Genomic DNA, 16558 nt, shown 5'->3' with positions numbered 1-16558 from the left:
GGGGGCGTGATACGCGGGGCACGGCCCATCTGTCACGGGGCGGCCAGGGTGGCGGAGGGGCTTTACGCGGGCGCATGGACATCTTCCTCCAGGCCCTCCCCCTTCTCCTGCTGCTCGTGCTGCTGGGTTCCGGGCGGGTGGCGCCGGTGCCGGCCTGCCTCGCCGCCCTCGCCGCCTCCTTCCCCGCCGTCTCCGCCGCGCTGCCCTCCGGGCTGGCGCTGCCTCGCTTCCTGGCCTCCGAGAGCCTGCGCGCCCTGTTCCTCGGGCTGCTGCCGGTGGCCACCCTCTCGGGCGGGCTTCTCTTCAGCCTCGCCGCCGCGCCGCGCGCGACGGAGCCGGTGCCCCCCTCCCCCCGCCGCGCCTACCTCATGATCCTCGCCGGCTCCTTCGTGGAGAGCGTGACGGGCTTCGGCGTTGGCGCCATGTTCACCGTGGGCGCGCTGCGGGCCATGGGGATCGGGGGCGCGCCGGCGGGCGGCATGGCCGTGCTCTCCCTCTGGCTGGCGCCCTGGGGCGGGCTGGGACCGGGGCTGGCGCTCGGGGCGGCGCTCGCGCACCGGCCGCCGCACGAGGTCTCCTTCGTCACGGCCATGCCGCACGCCGCCTGGCTGCTGGCCACGCCGCCCGTGCTCTGGGCCCTCCTCGCGCGTGCCGGCCTGCCGGTGCCGAGGGGGGAGCGGCTGGCGCAGCTCGGGATGCAGGCGGCGGTCGCGGGCCTTGTGCTGCTGCTCGGCCGGCTCATGCCGCCGGAGACGGTGGGGTTCCTCTCCTCCGGCCTCGTGCTGCTGCCCGCCCTCTGGCACCTCGCCCCGCCGCGCGACGCGGCGTCGCGGGACCGGGCGCTGGCGGCGATCGGCCCCTGGGCGCTGCTCACCTTTGTGCTTCTGGTGGCCCGCGCCTGGCAGTCCGCGCCGGGCTGGCGGCCCTATGCCGACCTTCCGGCCTTCCAGCTGACCCACGTCGCGGTGGTGCTGTGGTGCGTCTCGCTCGGCTTCCTCCTGCTGCGCCAGGACGGCCCGACCCGCTTCCGGGAGGCGATGCTGCGGATGCGCCGCCCGGCGGCCGCCATGCTCCTCTACGTCCTCCTCGGGCGCTGGCTGGCGGGCTCGGGCGTGGCGACGGGGCTTGCGCACGGGATCGCGGCGGGGCTCGGCCCGCTGGCGCCCTTCGCCATCCCGGCGCTGGGCTTCGTCGGCGGGCTGCTGACCGGCAGCGGCGTCGGCGCCGCCTCCTCCATGATGAGCGTGCAGGCGGATCTGGGCCTCGCCGCCGGGCTGCCGCCCTGGCTGGCGCCGGGCATCCACAGCTTCGCCTCCGGCGCCGGCGCGGCCTACTCGTTCGCGATGACGGCGATGGTGTGCGGGCTGCTGGCGGACGGCACGCGGCCGCCCGCCATCTGGCGCGGCGTGTGGCCCCTGATCCTGATCGCCCTCCTCATCGGCTGGGCGGCCGTGGCGATCCTGCCCGCGCTGGCGTAATCCGTGGGGATGAGCGCCCGCGCCGCCCGCAAGCACCTCTCCGCCGATCCTGTCCTCGGCCCCGTCATCGCCCAGGTCGGGGCCATGGGGCTGAAGCCCGTCAAGGATCGGGAGCCCTACGAGGCGCTGGTGCGGGCCATCGCCCACCAGCAGGTGCATGGGCGCGCAGCGGAGGCGATGCTGAACCGCCTGATCGCGCTCACCCCCGACCACCCCTTCCCGCCGCCGGCGCGCGTCCTAGCGCTGGAGGAGGGGCAGCTGCGCGCCTGCGGCTTCTCCGGCGCCAAGCAGGCCGCCATCCTGGACATCGCGCACAAATCGGCCGCGGGCTGGGTGCCCACCCGCCGCGCCGCCGCACGCCTGTCCGACGAGGCGCTGATCGAGCGGCTGGTGGCGCTGCGCGGCGTCGGCCGCTGGACGGTGGAGATGCTGCTGATGTTCACTCTCGGCCGCCCGGACATCCTGCCCGTGGATGATTTCGGCGTGCGGGAGGGCTACCGCGTGGCCGCCGGGCTGGAGGCGCAGCCGAAGCCGAAGGAACTGGCCGCCATCGGCGCGCGCTGGGCACCGTTCCGGTCGGCCGCCGCCTGGTACCTCTGGCGGGCGGCGGACCTGAACAAGACGAACAGCTTCAAGGCGCCGAGCGCGATCTGAGGCGCCCCTTCCGTCAGACCGGCGCGAATCCCTCGACCACCGCCGCGAAGCCGTCCGGCTGGTCGGCATGGACCCAGTGCCCGGCGCCCTTCACCGTCAGGAAGCGCGCGCGGGGGAAGAGGGCGCGGATCCCCGGCCGGTCCTCCGCCCGGATGTAGGGCGAACGCTCCCCTGCCACGACGAGGGTCGGGCCGTCATAGGTGGCGCCGCCCGCATCCTCCCACCCCATGATGGCCGGCAGGGAGGCCGCGATCCCCTCCAGCCCGATGCGCCAGCCCGAGGCGTCCGGCCTGCGGTTGGCGACGATGAAGGCGCGCACCCCCGGATCCGGCTCCGCGGGCGCCAGGGCGGCGTCCACTTCGGCGCGCGCCGCGCCGGGCGGGACGGCCCGCATCGCCCCCACCAGCGGCACCCAGCGGGAGGGATAGGCGACGGGCGCGATGTCGGAGACCAGCAGGCGCGCCACCACCTCCGGCCGCGTCAGCGCGAGCATCATCGCGGCCTTGCCGCCCATGGAGTGGCCCATCACCGCCGCGCGCGCGATCCCTTTCGCCTCCAGCGTCTCCGCCACTGAGTCGGCCATGACGCGGTAGTCCATCGAGGGCGCGTGCGGGCTGGCCCCGTGGTTCGGCAGGTCGAGCGCGACCACGCGCCGCCCGTTCGCCGCCAGCCGCCGCTGCAGCGCCCCGAAATTGCGGGCCTGCCCGAACAGCCCGTGCAGCAGGACCAGCGGCGGCCCCTCCCCCGCCTCGACCGCGTTCAGGATCATCGCGCCCTCCTCATCCGCGCACCGCGAGGATGACGCTCAGGAACACCAGCCCGCCGCCGACCAGGATGTCCCACCCCACCGGCTCGCCCAGCCAGAGCGCGCCGAGCGTCACGCCCAGGACGGGCACCAGCATGAAGCCGACGGAGGCCACGGTGGAGGGCAGGCGCCGCCCGGCCTCGATCACGCTCCAGGTGCCCAGCGGCGCGGCGACCAGACCGATGAAGGCCGCGTGCGGCAGGGCGCCCCACCCGATCCCGCCGCCCGGCTCCCGCCAGGCCGCCAGCGCGAGAAGGAGCAGCGTCGCGAGGCCGAAGAAGAAGGGTAGGAGTTCCAGCATCGGCCGCTGCGGCGGAAAGCGGCGGGTGATCACGATGGCAATGCTCCAGAGCACCGAGGCGCCGACGAGCAGCGCGTTCCCCGCCAGAACAGCCGGGTCCGACCAGTCCACGGCCCAGGGCCCGACAAGAACCAGCGCCCCCGCCAGCCCCATCCCCGCCGCCGCCCAGCGCAGCGGCGACACGCGCTCCCCCAGCACCAGAACGGAGAGCGGGACGAGGGAGTAGATCGTCACGTTGGACAGCACGGCGATGCGCCCGGCCGGCAGCACGCCGAGTGCGATATGGGTCAGCGCGAAGAAGCCGCCGATCTGCAGCAGGCCGAGCGCGAGGACGGATGGCAAGTCCCGCCGCCCCGGCAGGTGCAGCCGCCCGAGGACCAGCAGCACCACGCCGGAGGCAAGCGCCGCCAGCCCCGCACGGCTGGCGCCGAACCAGACGGGCGTGGCGTCCCCCAGCGCGTCCTTCGCGATCGGCCAGACGCCGCCGAAGAGGACGACGGCGACGGCGAGCAGCCAGAGGTCGCGCGGGTTCAAGCCCCGGGTTCCGCCGGGATCAGCCGAGCGTCAGCACGATCTTGCCGATATGCGCGCTGCTCTCCATCAGCCGGTGCGCCTCCGCCGCCTCGCGCAACGGGAAGGTGGCGTGGATGCGCGGCCCGCAGCGCCCCGCGGAGAGCACGGGCCAGACCTTCGCTTCCAGCTCCTCGGCAATGGCGCCCTTCTCCGCCGCGGTGCGCGGGCGCATCGTGCTGCCCGTGACCACCAGGCGCTTGAGCATGATCGGCCGGATGTCGGCCTTCTCCACCTCGTGCCCGCCCATGAGGGCGATGATCACCAGCCGCCCGTCCTGCCCCAGCACGCGCAGGTTACGCTGGAAGTACTCCGCGCCGATCATGTCGAGCACGACGTCGGCGCCCTTCCCGTCCGTCACCCGCTTCATCTCGGCCGCGAAGTCCTGGGTCTTGTAGTCGAAGGCCTCCTCGGCCCCGAACTCCACGCAGGCCGCCACCTTCTCCGGGCTGCCGGCAGTGGCGAAGGGGCGCGCGCCGAACTCGCGGGCAAGCTGCAGGGCGGTGGAGCCGATGCCGGAGGTGCCGCCATGCACCAGCATCATCTCCCCCCGCCGCAACCGCCCATGGCCGAAGAGGTTGGCCCATACGGTGAAGAAGGTCTCCGGCAGGGCCGCCGCCCGCACGGCGTCGTAGCCCTCCGGCCAGGGCAGGCACTGGGTGGCGGGGGCCACGGCGTACTCGGCGTAGCCGCCGCCATTTGCCAGGGCGCAGACGCGATCCCCGGCGCGGAACCGCGTCACGCCCTCACCAACCGCAGCCACCTCGCCGGCCACCTCAAGGCCGACAACGGGGCTCGCGCCCTTCGGCGGCGGGTAGAGGCCCTTGCGCTGCTGCACGTCCGGCCGGTTCACCCCGGCGGCCATGACCCGGACCAGCACCTCGCCCGCCGCCGGACGGGGCACCGGCCCGGTCGTGACCACCAGCACCTCCGGCCCGCCCCCCGCGCCGTGGTCGATGAAGGTCATGCTCTCGGGCAGGTCGGGCATCGGGCGGTCTCCGGGCGGGGCCGGAAGGTCGGCGCGGGGACACGGCGCGTCAAGCGCGGGCGGCGGGCCACCGATGCGTGACCCGATCGAGCCGGCGGCGGCCTTGCGCCGGGCGGTTCGAGGCGCGACCATCGGGCCGTTCCACGGAATGCGAGGGAAAGAGGGACCATGCGTCCGGCCGCGCCGCGCCGCAGCCTCCTGGCCATGCTCGCCCTGCCGCTCGCGGCCGGAGCCGCACGCGCCCAGGCGCCGGCGCCGCAGGCCGCCCCGCAGGCCGCCCCCCCGGCCGGGGCGGAGTGGCGCGTGGGGGCAATCTACCCCCTCTCCGGCGCGCCCGGCCTGCTGGGCGACGAGTCCTTCCGCGGGCTGGAAATGGCGGTGGAGGAGCGCAACGCCGCCGGGGGTCTCCTGGGCCGCCCGGTCCGCCTGTTGCGCGCTGACGCCACGGACCAGGCCGCCGCGGTGGCGGAGGCGCGGCGGCTGATCGGGGCGGAGAAGGTCTCCCTTCTCGTCGGCAGCAGCGATTCAGCCGTCTCCCTCGCGGCCAGCCAGGCCAGCGACGCGCAGGGTATTCCCTACTTCGAGCTCGGCGCCGCGGCGGAGGGGCTCACGGAGCGCGGCTTCCGGAACTTCTGGCGCACCTGCCCGCGGGCGGCCGATTTCGCCGGCGTGGCGGCCGAGGCAGTCTCCTCCGTCCTGCCCTCTCTGCTGGGGCGCCCGCGAGAGGCGCTGCGGGTGGGGCTGCTGCACGAGGAGGGCCCGTATGGCAGCTCCATCGCGGAACTGCAGGCGATGCGGCTGGCCGAGGCCGGAACCCCGGTGGTGGAGCGCATCCCCTACCCCTCCCGCCCGGCCGACCTGGCCCCGGCCGTGCAGCGGCTGCGGGAGGCCTTCGTGGACGTGCTGCTGCACGCGGCCGGGCAGAACGACGTGATCCTGCTGTTCCGCAACCTGCGTGAGGCGGGTTGGCGGCCGCGCGCCATCATCGGGTCCGGCGGGGGCTACAGCCTCGCCGACACCGCCCGCGCCGTCGGCCCCGCCTTCGAGGGCGTGATGAACATCGGCTTCACCGGCTTCGCCATCGCGGACCGGACTGCGCCGGGGAATGCCGCCTTCGCGGAGGCCTACAAGCGCCGCTACGGCGCCGACCCGCGCTCCGGCCACTCGCTCGCGAACTTCTTCGGCGGCCGGATCGCGCTGGACGCGGTCACGCGCGCCGGGAGCGCGGAGAAGGACAGGCTGCGCGCCGCGATGCTCGCCACCGATGTCCCGGAGGGCACCACCCCGACCGGCTGGGGCGCTGCCTTCGACGAGCGCGGGCAGAACACGCGCGCCCGGCCCTGGCTGATGCAGTGGCAGGACGGGCGCCTCGTCACGGTCCATCCGGAAGCGGCAGCGGTGGCGATGCCCCGCGCCCGCCTGGGAACGGACCCGCCTGGGAACGGAGCAGAGAGGAGCGGTCCATGAGGAACGACGAATTCGTCTGGCGTGCCGTGGACGATCGGAAGGAGGATTATGCCGCCTTCTCCGACCGCGTCTGGGACATGCCGGAGATCGCCTATACCGAGACGCGCTCGGTGGCCGAGCACATCGAGATGCTGGAGAGGGAGGGCGCGCGCATAACGCGCGACCTGGCCGGCATCCCCACCGCCGTGATGGGGGAATGGGGCGAGGGCGGGCCTGTGATCGCCATTCTCGGCGAGTACGACGCCCTTCCCAACCTCTCCCAGGAGGCCGGCATCGCTGAGCACAAGGAGGTGGTGCCGAACGGGCCCGGCCATGGCTGCGGGCACAACCTGCTCGGCGCCGCCTCCCTCCTCGCCGCCGCCGCGGTGAAGGACTGGCTGAAGGAGAACGGGATCCCCGGCCGCGTGCGCTACTACGGCTGCCCGGCCGAGGAGGGCGGCGCGGCGAAGGGCTTCATGGCGCGGGACGGCGTCTTCGACGACGTGGACATCGCCATTTCCTGGCACCCCGCCTCCTTCTCCGGCGTGAACGACCCGGTGTCGCTCGCCAACACGCGCATCGACTTCACCTTCCACGGCAAGTCCGCCCACGCCGCCGCCGCGCCGGAGCTGGGCCGCTCCGCGCTCGACGCGGTGGAGCTGATGAACGTCGGCGTGAACTACATGCGCGAGCACATGCCCGACCACGCGCGCATCCACTACGCCATGCTGGATGGCGGCGGCATCGCGCCGAACGTCGTGCAGTCCCGTGCCAAGGTCCGCTACCTCATCCGCGCGCGCGACCTGCCGGAGCTGAACATGCTGGTGGGCCGCGTTCGCAAGATCGCGGACGGCGCCGCCCTGATGACGGAGACCCGGGTGGAGACCGCCGTGGTCTCCGCCGTTTCCAACCTCCTCGGCAACGCGCCGCTGGAGAAGGCGATGCACGACAACTTCCAGCGCCTCGGCCCGCCGCAATTCGACGACGCGGACCGGGTTTACGCGGCGCAGATCCAGGCGACGCTGACGGAGGATGACATCCTCAACGCCCATCGCCGCCACGGGCTGAGGGTGGAGCCGGGCAAGGTGCTCTGCGACCTCGTCGTGCCGCTGGAGAGCAAGGGCGATGGCGGTGGCGTTGGCTCAACCGATGTCGGCGACGTCTCCTGGGCGGTGCCGACCGTGCAGGCCCGCGGCGCGACCTGCGCCATCGGCACGCCCTTCCACTCCTGGCAGCTCACGGCGCAGGGGAAGTCGTCCTACGCGCACAAGGGCATGGTGCACGTGGCGAAAGTGATGGCGGGCACGGCGGTGGACGCGATCCGCGACCCCGCGCTGGTGGAGAAGGCGAAGGCAGAGTTCCGGGAGCGGACGGGCGGGAAGCCTTATGAGAGCCCGCTGCCGAAGGACCTGGCACCGCCGATCCGGGCAATGGGCCAGGGCGTGTAGGACTAAACGGGGCGGGAGGAACGCCTCCCGCCCCGCCCGGGTCAGTCCGCCTTGATCCCGGCGGCCTTGATGATCGGCTCCCACTTCGCGATCTCGGCGTCCAGGAACGCCTTGGCCGTCGCGGGCGTCGTGTCGGAACGGGTGGTGAGGGTGAGGTCGGAGAGGCGCTGCTTCACGCTCTCCATCGCCATCACCTTGTTCACCACCTCGTTGATCTGGCGCACCAGCGGCTCCGGCGTGCCGGAGGGCGCCATCACCATGTGCCAGGTATAGGCCTCGTAGCCCGGCACGCCCGCCTCCTGCACCGTGGGGAGGTCCGGCAGCTGCGGGATGCGCTGGGCGGAGGTGACGGCCAGCCCCTTCACCTCGCCGCGCGTCACGAAAGGCAGCGCGAAGTTGGCAATGCTGACCATCATGGCGATGGTGCCGTTCAGCAGGTCCGGCATCGCCGCCGCCTCGCCGCGATAGGGCACGTGGTTCACGCGCAGCCCGCCGGCCTGGCGCAGGAACAGTTCGCTCGCCAGGTGCAGCGCGGCGCCGTTGCCGGTGGAGCCGTAGTCGTACTTGCCGGGGTTCGCCTTCAGCAGCGCGATGAACTCCTGAAGGTTGTTCACCGACAGGTCCTTGTTCACCACCACGACCATCGGGATCACGCCCGTCAGCGCGACCGGCGTGAAGTCCGCGATCGGGTCGAAGGGCAGGCGCGGGAAGATGGAGCGCAAGGTGGAGTGCGCGATGGTGGTGTAGAGCAGCGTCTGCCCGTCCTTCGGCGCCTTCGCCACCACGTCGGAGCCGACGACGACGCCGGCGCCCGTGCGGTTCTCCACGATCACGCGCTGGGGCAGAGTCTTGGACAGCTCGTCCGCCAGGAGACGCGCCGGGATGTCCGTGGGGCCACCCGCGGCGAAGGGCACGACGAGGCGCACGGGGTTGTTGGGCCAGCCCGTGCCCTGGGCATGGACGGCCGGCGCGGCGAGCGGCGCAGCGGCCAGGCCGGCGGCCCCGGCCAAGATGTTGCGGCGCTGGATCATACGAGGCGTTTTCCCTGAACTGGATGCAATGGATCAGCCCCCAGAAGGGGAGACGCGCCCTTTATGTCAACTGCGGGCGCAGAGATGACCGATCGGTACAACCCCTCGTCGGTCGATCCTTCCGTGCTGAAAAGCAGCACGCGCGAGGCGTCATTGAGCCCGAGGGCCGTCCGGGCGGCACCGTCCCGGGCCGCGAGGACCAGGGCCGCCAACCCCGCCACCCCGCTCTCCCCGGACACCACCGGCTCCTCCCGCCAGGCCAGGTGGCGCATGGCCGGGGACACCACCGAATCCGGGACCGCCATGAAGGCGAAGGTGGCCCGCTCCAGCTCCTGCCAGGCGAGAAGGCTCGGCTCGCCGCAGGCCAGCCCGGCCATGACCGTGTCCAGGTCGCCCGGAACGTTCGTGACCGCACCGGCCTCCGCACTGGCGAGGAGGCAGGCCGCCCGCTCCGGCTCCACCACCACCAGCCGCGCCTCCGCGCGCCGGGCCCGCAGCGCGACTGAAACGGCCGCCGCGACCCCCCCGACCCCGCCCTGGATGAACACGTGGGTGGGGGGCGCGGGCATGGCGTCCTGCGCCTCCTCCGCCATCAGTCGGTAGCCCTGCATCACCTCCCGCGGCACCTCCGTATAGCCGGGCCAGGAGGTGTCGGAGACGACGTGCCAGCCGCTCTTCCTCGCGGTCGCATCGGCGGCGCGCACGCTGTCATCGTAGTTGCCCGGCACCTCCCTCACCTCGGCGCCGAAGGCTTCCATGGCCGCGCGGCGGCCGGCGGTGACACCGGGATGGACGAAGATGACGCAGCGCGCCCCGAAGCGCCGCGCGCCCCAGGCCACGCTGCGGCCGTGATTACCATCCGTCGCGCAGGTCACGGTGATGCCGGAAGTTGCCGCGGCGTGGCGGCCGGATTCCAGTTCGGCGGCGGTGGCCGCGTTGGCCACGCCCATCCGCGCCAGTTCCCGCGTCAGTACGCCCGCGACCGCATAGGCCCCGCCGAGCGCCTTGAAGGAACCGAGGCCGAAGCGCCCGGATTCATCTTTCAGCCAAACGGAATCCATTCGGAGCGCCGCCGCCACCTCCGGCAGCGCGCGCAGGGGCGTGGGCGCGTATCCCGGCCATGCGGTGATCGCCGCCCGCGCCCGGCGCCACCCGCCCTCCGGCAGCACGACGACGCCCGGCACGCCGTGACGGGAGTTCGCAAGGATGCGGAAGGGGTGCACGGCCTCAGCTCCAGCAGAGGATCAGCTCAATGAACAGCAGCAGGTATCCCAGCGCCGCGACCACGAGCCCGAGGAAGACGAGGACGATGCCGATCCCGTACTGCAGCGTCTGCAGCCCGTAGTGGATGAGCAGCCGCCCGAAGGCCACCGTCTCCCGCCCGCCCGCGCAGCTCCGGCGCGGCGGCTCCGGCCGGTCCTGCGCGAGCGGCGCACCGGTGGCGGCGCAGGCCGGGCCGGGGGCCGGCCCCAGGGCGGCCAGGGCCAGGATCGGCAGGACCAGGGCGTTGCGCCGGGTGCGGGTCATGCGGGTGGCGGCTCCGGCGGGACGAACCTGATTCTGCACGCCACGCACTGCCGGGGCGTGTCCCGCCGCGCCGGGAATGCGATTACAGCCCCGCCCGGTCCAGCCGCAGGACGGCGCGCGCCAGGGCCTGGGCGCGCGGCACCATGCTCGCCACCTCCAGATACTCCTCAGGGGAGTGCGCCTTGCCGCCCACCGGGCCCACGGCGCAGAGGGTGGGCGCGCCCATGGCGGCGGTGAAGCCGCTGTCAGCGCAGCCGCCGGAGAAGTCGCCGGTGATGGACAGGCCCGCTTCCGAGGCCGCCTCCCGGTACATCTCGAACACCCGGGCCGCGGCGGGGGTCTGGGTCAGGGGCAGAAATTCGCCGCGGATCGTCATCTCCGCCCGCGTGCCCGGCACGAAGGACTTCGCCACGATCTCGTGGATGCGGCCCATGATCTCGTCGCGGTCGCCGGGCTCCACGTAGCGCAGGTCGATCTGCAGCTGCGCGTGGGGGGCCACGGTGTTCACGCTCTGCCCGCCGCTGACGAGGCCGACATTCAGGGTGATGCCGCGCTTCAGGTCCGTCAGCGCGTGGATGGCGCGCACCTTCTCCGCCAGCTCGCCGATGGCGCTGATGCCCTGCTCGAAGTTGCCGCCGGAATGGGCGGCGCGGCCCTCGATCTCCACGGCCATGAAGACGCCGCCCTTGCGGCCCGTCACCACCCCGCCATTGGCGCGGCCGGGCTCGGAGTTGAAGACCACGCGGGCGCGGCGGGCCTCCGTCTCGATCACTGGGCGGCCCTCGGGCGACCCGATCTCCTCGTCGCCGGTGAACAGGGCGACCATCGGGCCGGGCGCGCCGCCCACGGCCTTGAAGGCGGCCATGACGAACATGTTCATCACCAGCCCGGCCTTCATGTCGGCCACGCCGGGGCCGGTGGCGATGCCGTTCTCCACTTTGAAGGGCCGGCGCTCCGGCTCGCCCTTGGGGAAGACCGTGTCGCGGTGGCCCATCAGCAGGATGTTGCGGCGGGCATTGCCCTCATTCGCCTCCGCGCCCTCCCCCGCATCCAGCGTGGCGCGGATGCAGTCGCCGAAGCGGCTCCCCGGCACTGTCTCCACGGGAATGCCGTGGGCGGAGAAGAAGGCGCGGACCTGCTCGCCCACCGCGTCCACACCGGCCTTGTCGTAGGAACCGCCATCGGTGTTCACCATGGCTTCCAGCGCGACAAGCATCTCGTCCTGCCGGCCGGCCAGCCAGTCCAGCACGCGGGCTTCGGTGGTGGCGCTCATCGTCTCACTCCAAGGCAGGCAGGTTTGGGGGCAGGCAGGTTTGGGGGCAGGCAGGTTTGGGGGCAGGCAGGTTGGGATGAACCCGGCGCGCGGGCCGCGCAAGGCTCAGGCGCCCAGCGGATCGGTCTCCGGCATCTCCAGCGCCCGCTCCAGCGCCCGTGCCCCACGCAGGCACAGGTCGTCCCGGCCCTGGGCGGCCACGACCTGCACGGCCCGCGGCATTCCGTGGTCGTCCAGCCCGGTCGTCACGGTGATCGCGGGCTGGCGGGTCAGGTTCTGGGCGAAGGTCCAGGGCGCCCAGTCCCGCCACAGCGCCTCGGTGGGGCGGATAGTCGGCCCGTCCGCGGCGAAGGCGGCGGTGGGGGTGGCCGCGGTGAGCACCAGATCATACTTCAGGTGGAACAGCGCCATGCGGTGCGCCGCCTCCACCCGCATGGCGTCGGCGAAGAGGAAATCGGTGGCGGGCAGCCCGCCCTCGCGCCGGGCCACCTCGTCCAGGCCGGAATCCAGCTCGCCCCGCTGCGCCTCCGGCACCATGGCGACGAGCCGCGCCAGCGCCACGCCCCACACGCGGCCGAAGGCGTGGCGCGTGTCGGGCAGGCCGGGATCGGCTTCCTCCACCAGCGCGCCCTCGGCCCGGAAGGTCTCGGCGGCGCGCTGCAGGGCGGCCTCGCCGTCCGCGTCCAGCGGCGGCTCGAAGCCCCAGCGGCGGACGAGGGCGATCCGCATGCCCCGCACCCCGTCCTCGATCCCCGCGCGCCACTCCCGCACCTCGTCGGGCAGGCAGAGCGGATCTCGCGCGTCGGCCCGGCCGATCGCATTCAGCATCAGCGCGGCATCCCGCACCGTGCGCGTCATCGGCCCGGCGCAGGAGACGGCGGAGAAGACGCCGTGCGGCCATTGCGGCACGCGCCCATAGCTCGGCTTGAAGCCGACCACGCCGCAGAAGGCCGCGGGGATGCGGATGGAGCCGCCCGCATCCGTGCCGACATGCAGCGCCCCGAACCCGGCCGAGGCCGCCGCCCCGGCGCCGGAGGAGGAGCCGCCCGTGGTGCGCCGGTTGTTCCAGGGGTTGCGGGTGATGCCGTGCAGCGGGCAGTCGCCCGGGGTCTTCCAGCCAAACTCCGTGGTGGTGGTCTTGCCGACGATCACGGCGCCGGCCGCCTTCAGCCCCAGCACGGCCGGCGCGTCCGCGGCCTGCGGGCGGGGATCGGTGGTGCGGCTGCCCCGGCGGGTGGGGAAGCCTGCCAGGTCCAGCACGTCCTTCACCGTGGCGGGCACGCCGTCCAGCAGCCCCAGCGGCCGACCGGCCGCCCAGCGCGCCTCGCTCTCCCCGGCCTGGCGCAGCGCGTTCGGGTTCATCGCGGCGAAGGCGTTGATGGCGGGGTTGTAGCGGGCGATCCGCTCCATCACGGCCTTCAGCACCTCCACAGGGCTCAGCGCGCGGCGGGCGTAGAGGGCGATCAGGGATTCCGCGTCCATCAGCGCGGGGTCGGTGGCGGTCATGCGGGGCCTGGAACCTGTGCTGGCCGGGGGTATGGACCCGCCCGCCGCCGGGCGGAACCCCTGCCCGTCAGTGCTCCGCCGCCAGCCGGTCCCGCGTCTCGGCCACGAGGGACCGGCTCATCTCTTCCAGCGCGGCCACGGCCGCGATCCGCCCCGCGGCCGCCCGCGCCTCCTCATCCGAGAGCAGGAGGGCCGTCAGGCCCGTCGCCCGGCAGAGCCCGGCCATCAGGCAGTCCCGCGGCTCCGGCATCTCGCCCGCCAGCAGCACGGCCCGCAGCCTCTCCCGCGCGCTGCCGGTCCCGGCCCCCTCCATCTTGGGGTAGCGATGGTCGGGCAGGATCCAGAGGCGCCGCGCCGCCACTTCCCGCAGCACGCCCCCATCCACCAGTCGCTTGAGCAGGGCGCGGCGCAGCGCCGGCCCCTCGGGCGCGAGATGGCCCATCCACCAGCGGCTGTCCTGCGCCTCCCGCGCGGCCGCGATCCGCGCGAGCACGGGGTCCAGCAGCGCGTCGCCGCAGGGGGTCGGATCGGCCACGAAGAGGCGGTCCGGGTCGCTGTCCAGCCGCCCGCGCAATGCCAGCTCCATCAGCAGCGCGCCGGAGAGCGCGAGCGAGAGCGCGGCCGCCGGAAGATCCAGCGGCCGACCTGTCGCGTCGTCGAGACTGAGGAGAAGGACCTCCTCCGGCACCGTCAGCATGGCAGATTCACCCCGGCGCGCGGCCGGACCGCGGCATCAGGAGGCGGTGATGCCCGCCCCCCTCGCCACCGCGCTCCAGCTCGCCGCGTAGCGCGCGATCATGGCGGCGTAGTCCGCGCCGACCAAGGGCCTCTCCGGCGGATAGGAGGCGAGGTCGGCCATCTTCGCGCGGACATCCGCCCCCGCCACCGCGGCCAGCACCGCTTCCTGGACCGCCGCCGCGACCGGCGCGGGAAGGCCCTTCGGCCCGGAGACGCCGATCCAGGCCGTGCAGGTCAGGGCGGGCAGGCCGAGCTCCGCGAAGGTGGGCACGTCGGGCGTGGCCGGCACCCGCCCGGCGGAGGAGACGGCCAGCGCCTTCACCGTGCCCTCCCGGATCATCGCCACGTTCGTCGTCAGCGGATCGAAGACGCTCTCGATGTGGCCGGCGAAGAGGTCCTGCATGGCCGGGGCGCTGCCGCGATAGGGCACGTGGTCCAGCTTCGGCACGCTCGCCTGCCGCATCAGCACCTCGCCCAGAAGGTGGGTGATGGACCCGATGCCGGAGGAGCCGTAGCGCGCCCCGTCCCGGCGCGCCTTGTCCAGGAAGGACTCCAGGGTGGGGGTGGCCGATCCCTTGTTCACCAGCAGCACGTTCGCCGTTTCGCAGAGCATGGCGATATGGGTGAAGTCGGCCACCGGGTCGTAGGGCAGGCTGGGATAGACGCCGGAGGCGATCCCGTGCGGCGAGGCGTGGCTGATGACGAGGGTATGGCCGTCCGGCGCCGCCTTGGCCGCGAGGTCGGCGCCGATGGTGCCGCCGGCGCCCGGGCGGTTCTCCACCACCACCGTGGCGCCGAGATTGGCGCCGATCACGGGCGCCACCAGCCGCGCCACCACGTCGGCCAGCCCGCCCGGCGGGAAGGTGGCGATCAGGCGGATGGGCTGGCGGGGCTTCCACGCGGGCTGGGCGACTGCAGGCAGGGCGATGCCGGCCGCGCCGGCGGCCAGGAGGGAGCGGCGATGGAGCATGGTCGGTCCTTCGTCACGGGGCGGGCCTGCCCCGTCACGTTGCGGACTTGCAATCCTCGTGCCGCCCCGCCCCGCTAAGCACCCGCCGCCAGCGCCGCCGACCAGGGCGACATGACGTCCGTGATGCCCTCTGCCGTCCCATCGCCATTCCGCGCGATGAAGTTCGGGCAGGCGAAGTTCACGGGCAGCACCGCGTGCTCCACCACCTCCAGTTCCCCGTCCTGGGCCAGCCCGTCCAGCACCTCCTCGCCCAGGTGCCGGTCCGCCGTGACGGAGTCCGGCCCGGAGACGTCGATGCGTGGCGTATGCGCCGCCGTCTCCGGCCCCATGCCGAAGTCGAGCTGGAAGGCGAGCATCTGCATCACGCTCGCCAGGATCCGCCGCCCGCCGGAGGCGCCGCCGGCCAGGATAGGGTTCGTGTCCTCCCCCGCGCGCGTCACGGTTACCGGACTCATGTTGCACAGCGGGCGGGCGCCCGGGCGGATGGCGTTGGCGCTGCCGGGGGTCGGGTCGAACCACATCATACCATTGTTCATCAGCACGCCCGTGCGCGGCAGCACCACGCGGCTGCCCATGGAGGAGAGGAGCGTGGTGGTAACGGAAACCATCATTCCCTCCCCGTCGCAGACCGTCAGGTGGGTGGTGCAGGTCTCCGCCGTCTCCTTCGCCGCCCCGGGCGCACCCTCCCCCGCGCCCAGCCCGGCCAGCCGGTCGGCGTAGCCGCCGCGCATGGCGCGCGCGAAGCCGCGGTACCACTCGGCGCCAAGCCCCGCCGAGACGGGCAGGCGCGCCATCTCCTTCACCACCGCCGCCATGGTGGGCGCGGCGGTCAGCCCGCCAGCGGTGTGGATCGTGTGGGTGCCGCGCCAGTCGATCGGCATGGCGTCCCGAACCACAGCGCGGCAGCCGGCCAGATCCGCGGCGCCGAGCACGCTTCCCATGGCCTGGAAGTCGGCTACGAGGTCGGCCGCCAGCGCGCCCTCGTAGAAGTCGCGCAGCCCGTTGTCGCGCAGCCGGGTGAGTGTCTCCGCGAGGGCGCCCTGCGGCAGGAAGCCGGGCTTGCCCTGGTAGGGCGGGTTGGGCGGCAGCCCGTCCGGCAGGTAGATCCGCGCGCTCTCCTCGTACAGCCGCAGCACCTTGGCCGAGGCCGAGACCTTCAGCGTGGTGTACCAGTCCTGTGCCAGCCCGCGCCGGGCGAGCGCGATCGCCGGCCCCAGCAGGGCGTCCAGCCGCATTCCCGTACCGAACTCCGTCCGCAGCAGGTCGTAGCCGGCGACGGAGGAGGGAATGAGGAAGGAGAGCGGGCCGTGAATGTTCACGTCCCCCACCACCTCGGGCCAGGCGAAGAGGTCCTGCTTCCACTTGCCGGTGAGCGGATAGGCGGCCGGGTCCACCCCGGCCGGCGCCACCGGTCCGAAATCCACCACCTTCGGCGCGGCACCGGGCCTGTGGACAATCGCGAAGCCGATCCCGCCCAGCCCGCTGTTCCACGGCTCCGCGGTGGCCAGGGCGAAGGCAGCGGCCACCGCCGCATCCGCCGCGTTGCCGCCCGCCTCCAGCACCGCCACACCGGCCTCCGCGGCCGCGCGGGACTGGGAGGCGACGATCCCGCCCCGGCCGGAGGCGCCGGGCTTCGCTAGGCTCCAGTGTTGGCTGGTGTGCGGCGGGGGAACATAGGCGGAGAGCTCGGGCATCGGGCACCTGCGGGAAAGGTGGGGAGCGTCGCGCCGGAACGGCGCGCGAGCAAGGCTGCCGGAACGGCGCGCGGGCAAGGCTGCCGGAACGGCGCGCGGGCAAGGCTGCCGGAACGGCGCGCGGGCAAG

At 73.7% G+C, this 16558-nt stretch carries 15 protein-coding genes; 4 read left to right on the top strand and 11 right to left on the bottom strand.

The genetic code is table 11. The features are described from left to right. Window positions 1–74 precede the first annotated feature (74 nt). Together VQH23_RS19145 and VQH23_RS19140 are read left to right on the top strand one after the other, a co-directional pair. The gene (locus VQH23_RS19145; protein ID WP_338662318.1) at window positions 75–1478 is read left to right on the top strand and encodes a hypothetical protein; all 1404 of its coding nucleotides are present in this window, start codon (window positions 75–77) and stop codon (window positions 1476–1478) included. A gap of 9 nt (window positions 1479–1487) precedes the next feature. Further along, window positions 1488–2132 (top strand): DNA-3-methyladenine glycosylase 2 family protein, encoded by a 645-nt coding sequence (locus VQH23_RS19140; RefSeq protein WP_338662317.1) that lies wholly within the window; start codon window positions 1488–1490, stop codon window positions 2130–2132. Window positions 2133–2145: 13 nt separating this feature from the next. Here VQH23_RS19140 and VQH23_RS19135 read toward each other — a convergent pair whose 3' ends face one another. From VQH23_RS19135 to VQH23_RS19125, 3 genes are read right to left on the bottom strand one after another with little or no spacing between them, the layout of a single operon-like run. Next, complete coding sequence (locus VQH23_RS19135; RefSeq protein WP_338662316.1) at window positions 2146–2901, bottom strand: alpha/beta fold hydrolase; 756 nt, start codon at window positions 2899–2901, stop codon at window positions 2146–2148. A gap of 10 nt (window positions 2902–2911) precedes the next feature. Further along, window positions 2912–3772, bottom strand: a complete 861-nt coding sequence (locus VQH23_RS19130; protein WP_338662315.1) for a DMT family transporter — start codon at window positions 3770–3772, stop codon at window positions 2912–2914. Window positions 3773–3791: 19 nt separating this feature from the next. Then, window positions 3792–4796, bottom strand: coding sequence for an NAD(P)H-quinone oxidoreductase (locus VQH23_RS19125; protein ID WP_338662314.1), 1005 nt, complete (start codon window positions 4794–4796; stop codon window positions 3792–3794). 168 nt (window positions 4797–4964) lie between these two features. Between VQH23_RS19125 and VQH23_RS19120 the strand changes: the two genes are divergently transcribed. After that, a complete protein-coding gene (locus VQH23_RS19120) occupies window positions 4965–6263 on the top strand; it encodes an ABC transporter substrate-binding protein (protein WP_338662313.1) in 1299 nt (432 codons plus the stop codon). Beyond that, a complete protein-coding gene (locus tag VQH23_RS19115; protein ID WP_338662312.1) occupies window positions 6260–7690 on the top strand; it encodes a M20 family metallopeptidase in 1431 nt (476 codons plus the stop codon). Before VQH23_RS19120 ends, VQH23_RS19115 begins: the two co-directional genes overlap by 4 nt. Before the next feature lie 41 nt (window positions 7691–7731). Here the strand turns inward: VQH23_RS19115 and VQH23_RS19110 are convergent, their stop codons facing one another. From VQH23_RS19110 to VQH23_RS19075, 8 genes are all read right to left on the bottom strand, one after another. Beyond that, window positions 7732–8721 (bottom strand): tripartite tricarboxylate transporter substrate binding protein, encoded by a 990-nt coding sequence (locus tag VQH23_RS19110; protein ID WP_338662311.1) that lies wholly within the window; start codon window positions 8719–8721, stop codon window positions 7732–7734. After that, window positions 8718–9944, bottom strand: coding sequence for a diaminopropionate ammonia-lyase (locus VQH23_RS19105; protein WP_338662310.1), 1227 nt, complete (start codon window positions 9942–9944; stop codon window positions 8718–8720). Before VQH23_RS19105 ends, VQH23_RS19110 begins: the two co-directional genes overlap by 4 nt. A 4-nt stretch (window positions 9945–9948) precedes the next feature. Then, the gene (locus tag VQH23_RS19100) at window positions 9949–10248 is read right to left on the bottom strand and encodes a hypothetical protein (RefSeq protein WP_338662309.1); all 300 of its coding nucleotides are present in this window, start codon (window positions 10246–10248) and stop codon (window positions 9949–9951) included. Window positions 10249–10330: 82 nt separating this feature from the next. Further along, window positions 10331–11521 (bottom strand): M20 family metallopeptidase, encoded by a 1191-nt coding sequence (locus tag VQH23_RS19095; RefSeq protein WP_338662308.1) that lies wholly within the window; start codon window positions 11519–11521, stop codon window positions 10331–10333. Window positions 11522–11626: 105 nt separating this feature from the next. Continuing rightward, the gene (locus VQH23_RS19090) at window positions 11627–13027 is read right to left on the bottom strand and encodes an amidase family protein (RefSeq protein ID WP_338662307.1); all 1401 of its coding nucleotides are present in this window, start codon (window positions 13025–13027) and stop codon (window positions 11627–11629) included. 67 nt (window positions 13028–13094) lie between these two features. Then, on the bottom strand, window positions 13095–13724 hold the full coding sequence (locus tag VQH23_RS19085) for a GPP34 family phosphoprotein (RefSeq protein WP_338662306.1): 630 nt from the start codon (window positions 13722–13724) through the stop codon (window positions 13095–13097). Window positions 13725–13760: 36 nt separating this feature from the next. Further along, window positions 13761–14735, bottom strand: a complete 975-nt coding sequence (locus VQH23_RS19080) for a tripartite tricarboxylate transporter substrate binding protein (protein ID WP_338662305.1) — start codon at window positions 14733–14735, stop codon at window positions 13761–13763. A 74-nt stretch (window positions 14736–14809) separates the two neighbouring features. Continuing rightward, entirely contained in the window at window positions 14810–16429 is a 1620-nt protein-coding gene (locus VQH23_RS19075; protein ID WP_338662304.1) for a gamma-glutamyltransferase, read from the bottom strand. Window positions 16430–16558 lie beyond the last annotated feature (129 nt).

The organism is Pararoseomonas sp. SCSIO 73927 (assembly GCF_037040815.1).
Classification (GTDB): domain Bacteria; phylum Pseudomonadota; class Alphaproteobacteria; order Acetobacterales; family Acetobacteraceae; genus Roseomonas.
Note: the sequence above shows the minus strand (reverse complement) of the source record. Positions and strands in the feature narration are given on the sequence as shown.

Bases quoted from the DNA above. Each gene is read 5' to 3' on its own strand.
- VQH23_RS19125 (WP_338662314.1), bottom strand. From the start codon at position 4,796: ATGCCCGACCTGCCCGAGAGCATGACCTTCATCGACCACGGCGCGGGG.
- VQH23_RS19140 (WP_338662317.1), top strand. From the start codon at position 1,488: ATGAGCGCCCGCGCCGCCCGCAAGCACCTCTCCGCCGATCCTGTCCTC.
- VQH23_RS19115 (WP_338662312.1), top strand. From the start codon at position 6,260: ATGAGGAACGACGAATTCGTCTGGCGTGCCGTGGACGATCGGAAGGAG.
- VQH23_RS19080 (WP_338662305.1), bottom strand. From the start codon at position 14,735: ATGCTCCATCGCCGCTCCCTCCTGGCCGCCGGCGCGGCCGGCATCGCC.
- VQH23_RS19085 (WP_338662306.1), bottom strand. From the start codon at position 13,724: ATGCTGACGGTGCCGGAGGAGGTCCTTCTCCTCAGTCTCGACGACGCG.
- VQH23_RS19095 (WP_338662308.1), bottom strand. From the start codon at position 11,521: ATGAGCGCCACCACCGAAGCCCGCGTGCTGGACTGGCTGGCCGGCCGG.
- VQH23_RS19100 (WP_338662309.1), bottom strand. From the start codon at position 10,248: ATGACCCGCACCCGGCGCAACGCCCTGGTCCTGCCGATCCTGGCCCTG.
- VQH23_RS19135 (WP_338662316.1), bottom strand. From the start codon at position 2,901: ATGATCCTGAACGCGGTCGAGGCGGGGGAGGGGCCGCCGCTGGTCCTG.
- VQH23_RS19075 (WP_338662304.1), bottom strand. From the start codon at position 16,429: ATGCCCGAGCTCTCCGCCTATGTTCCCCCGCCGCACACCAGCCAACAC.
- VQH23_RS19145 (WP_338662318.1), top strand. From the start codon at position 75: ATGGACATCTTCCTCCAGGCCCTCCCCCTTCTCCTGCTGCTCGTGCTG.
- VQH23_RS19110 (WP_338662311.1), bottom strand. From the start codon at position 8,721: ATGATCCAGCGCCGCAACATCTTGGCCGGGGCCGCCGGCCTGGCCGCT.
- VQH23_RS19090 (WP_338662307.1), bottom strand. From the start codon at position 13,027: ATGACCGCCACCGACCCCGCGCTGATGGACGCGGAATCCCTGATCGCC.
- VQH23_RS19120 (WP_338662313.1), top strand. From the start codon at position 4,965: ATGCGTCCGGCCGCGCCGCGCCGCAGCCTCCTGGCCATGCTCGCCCTG.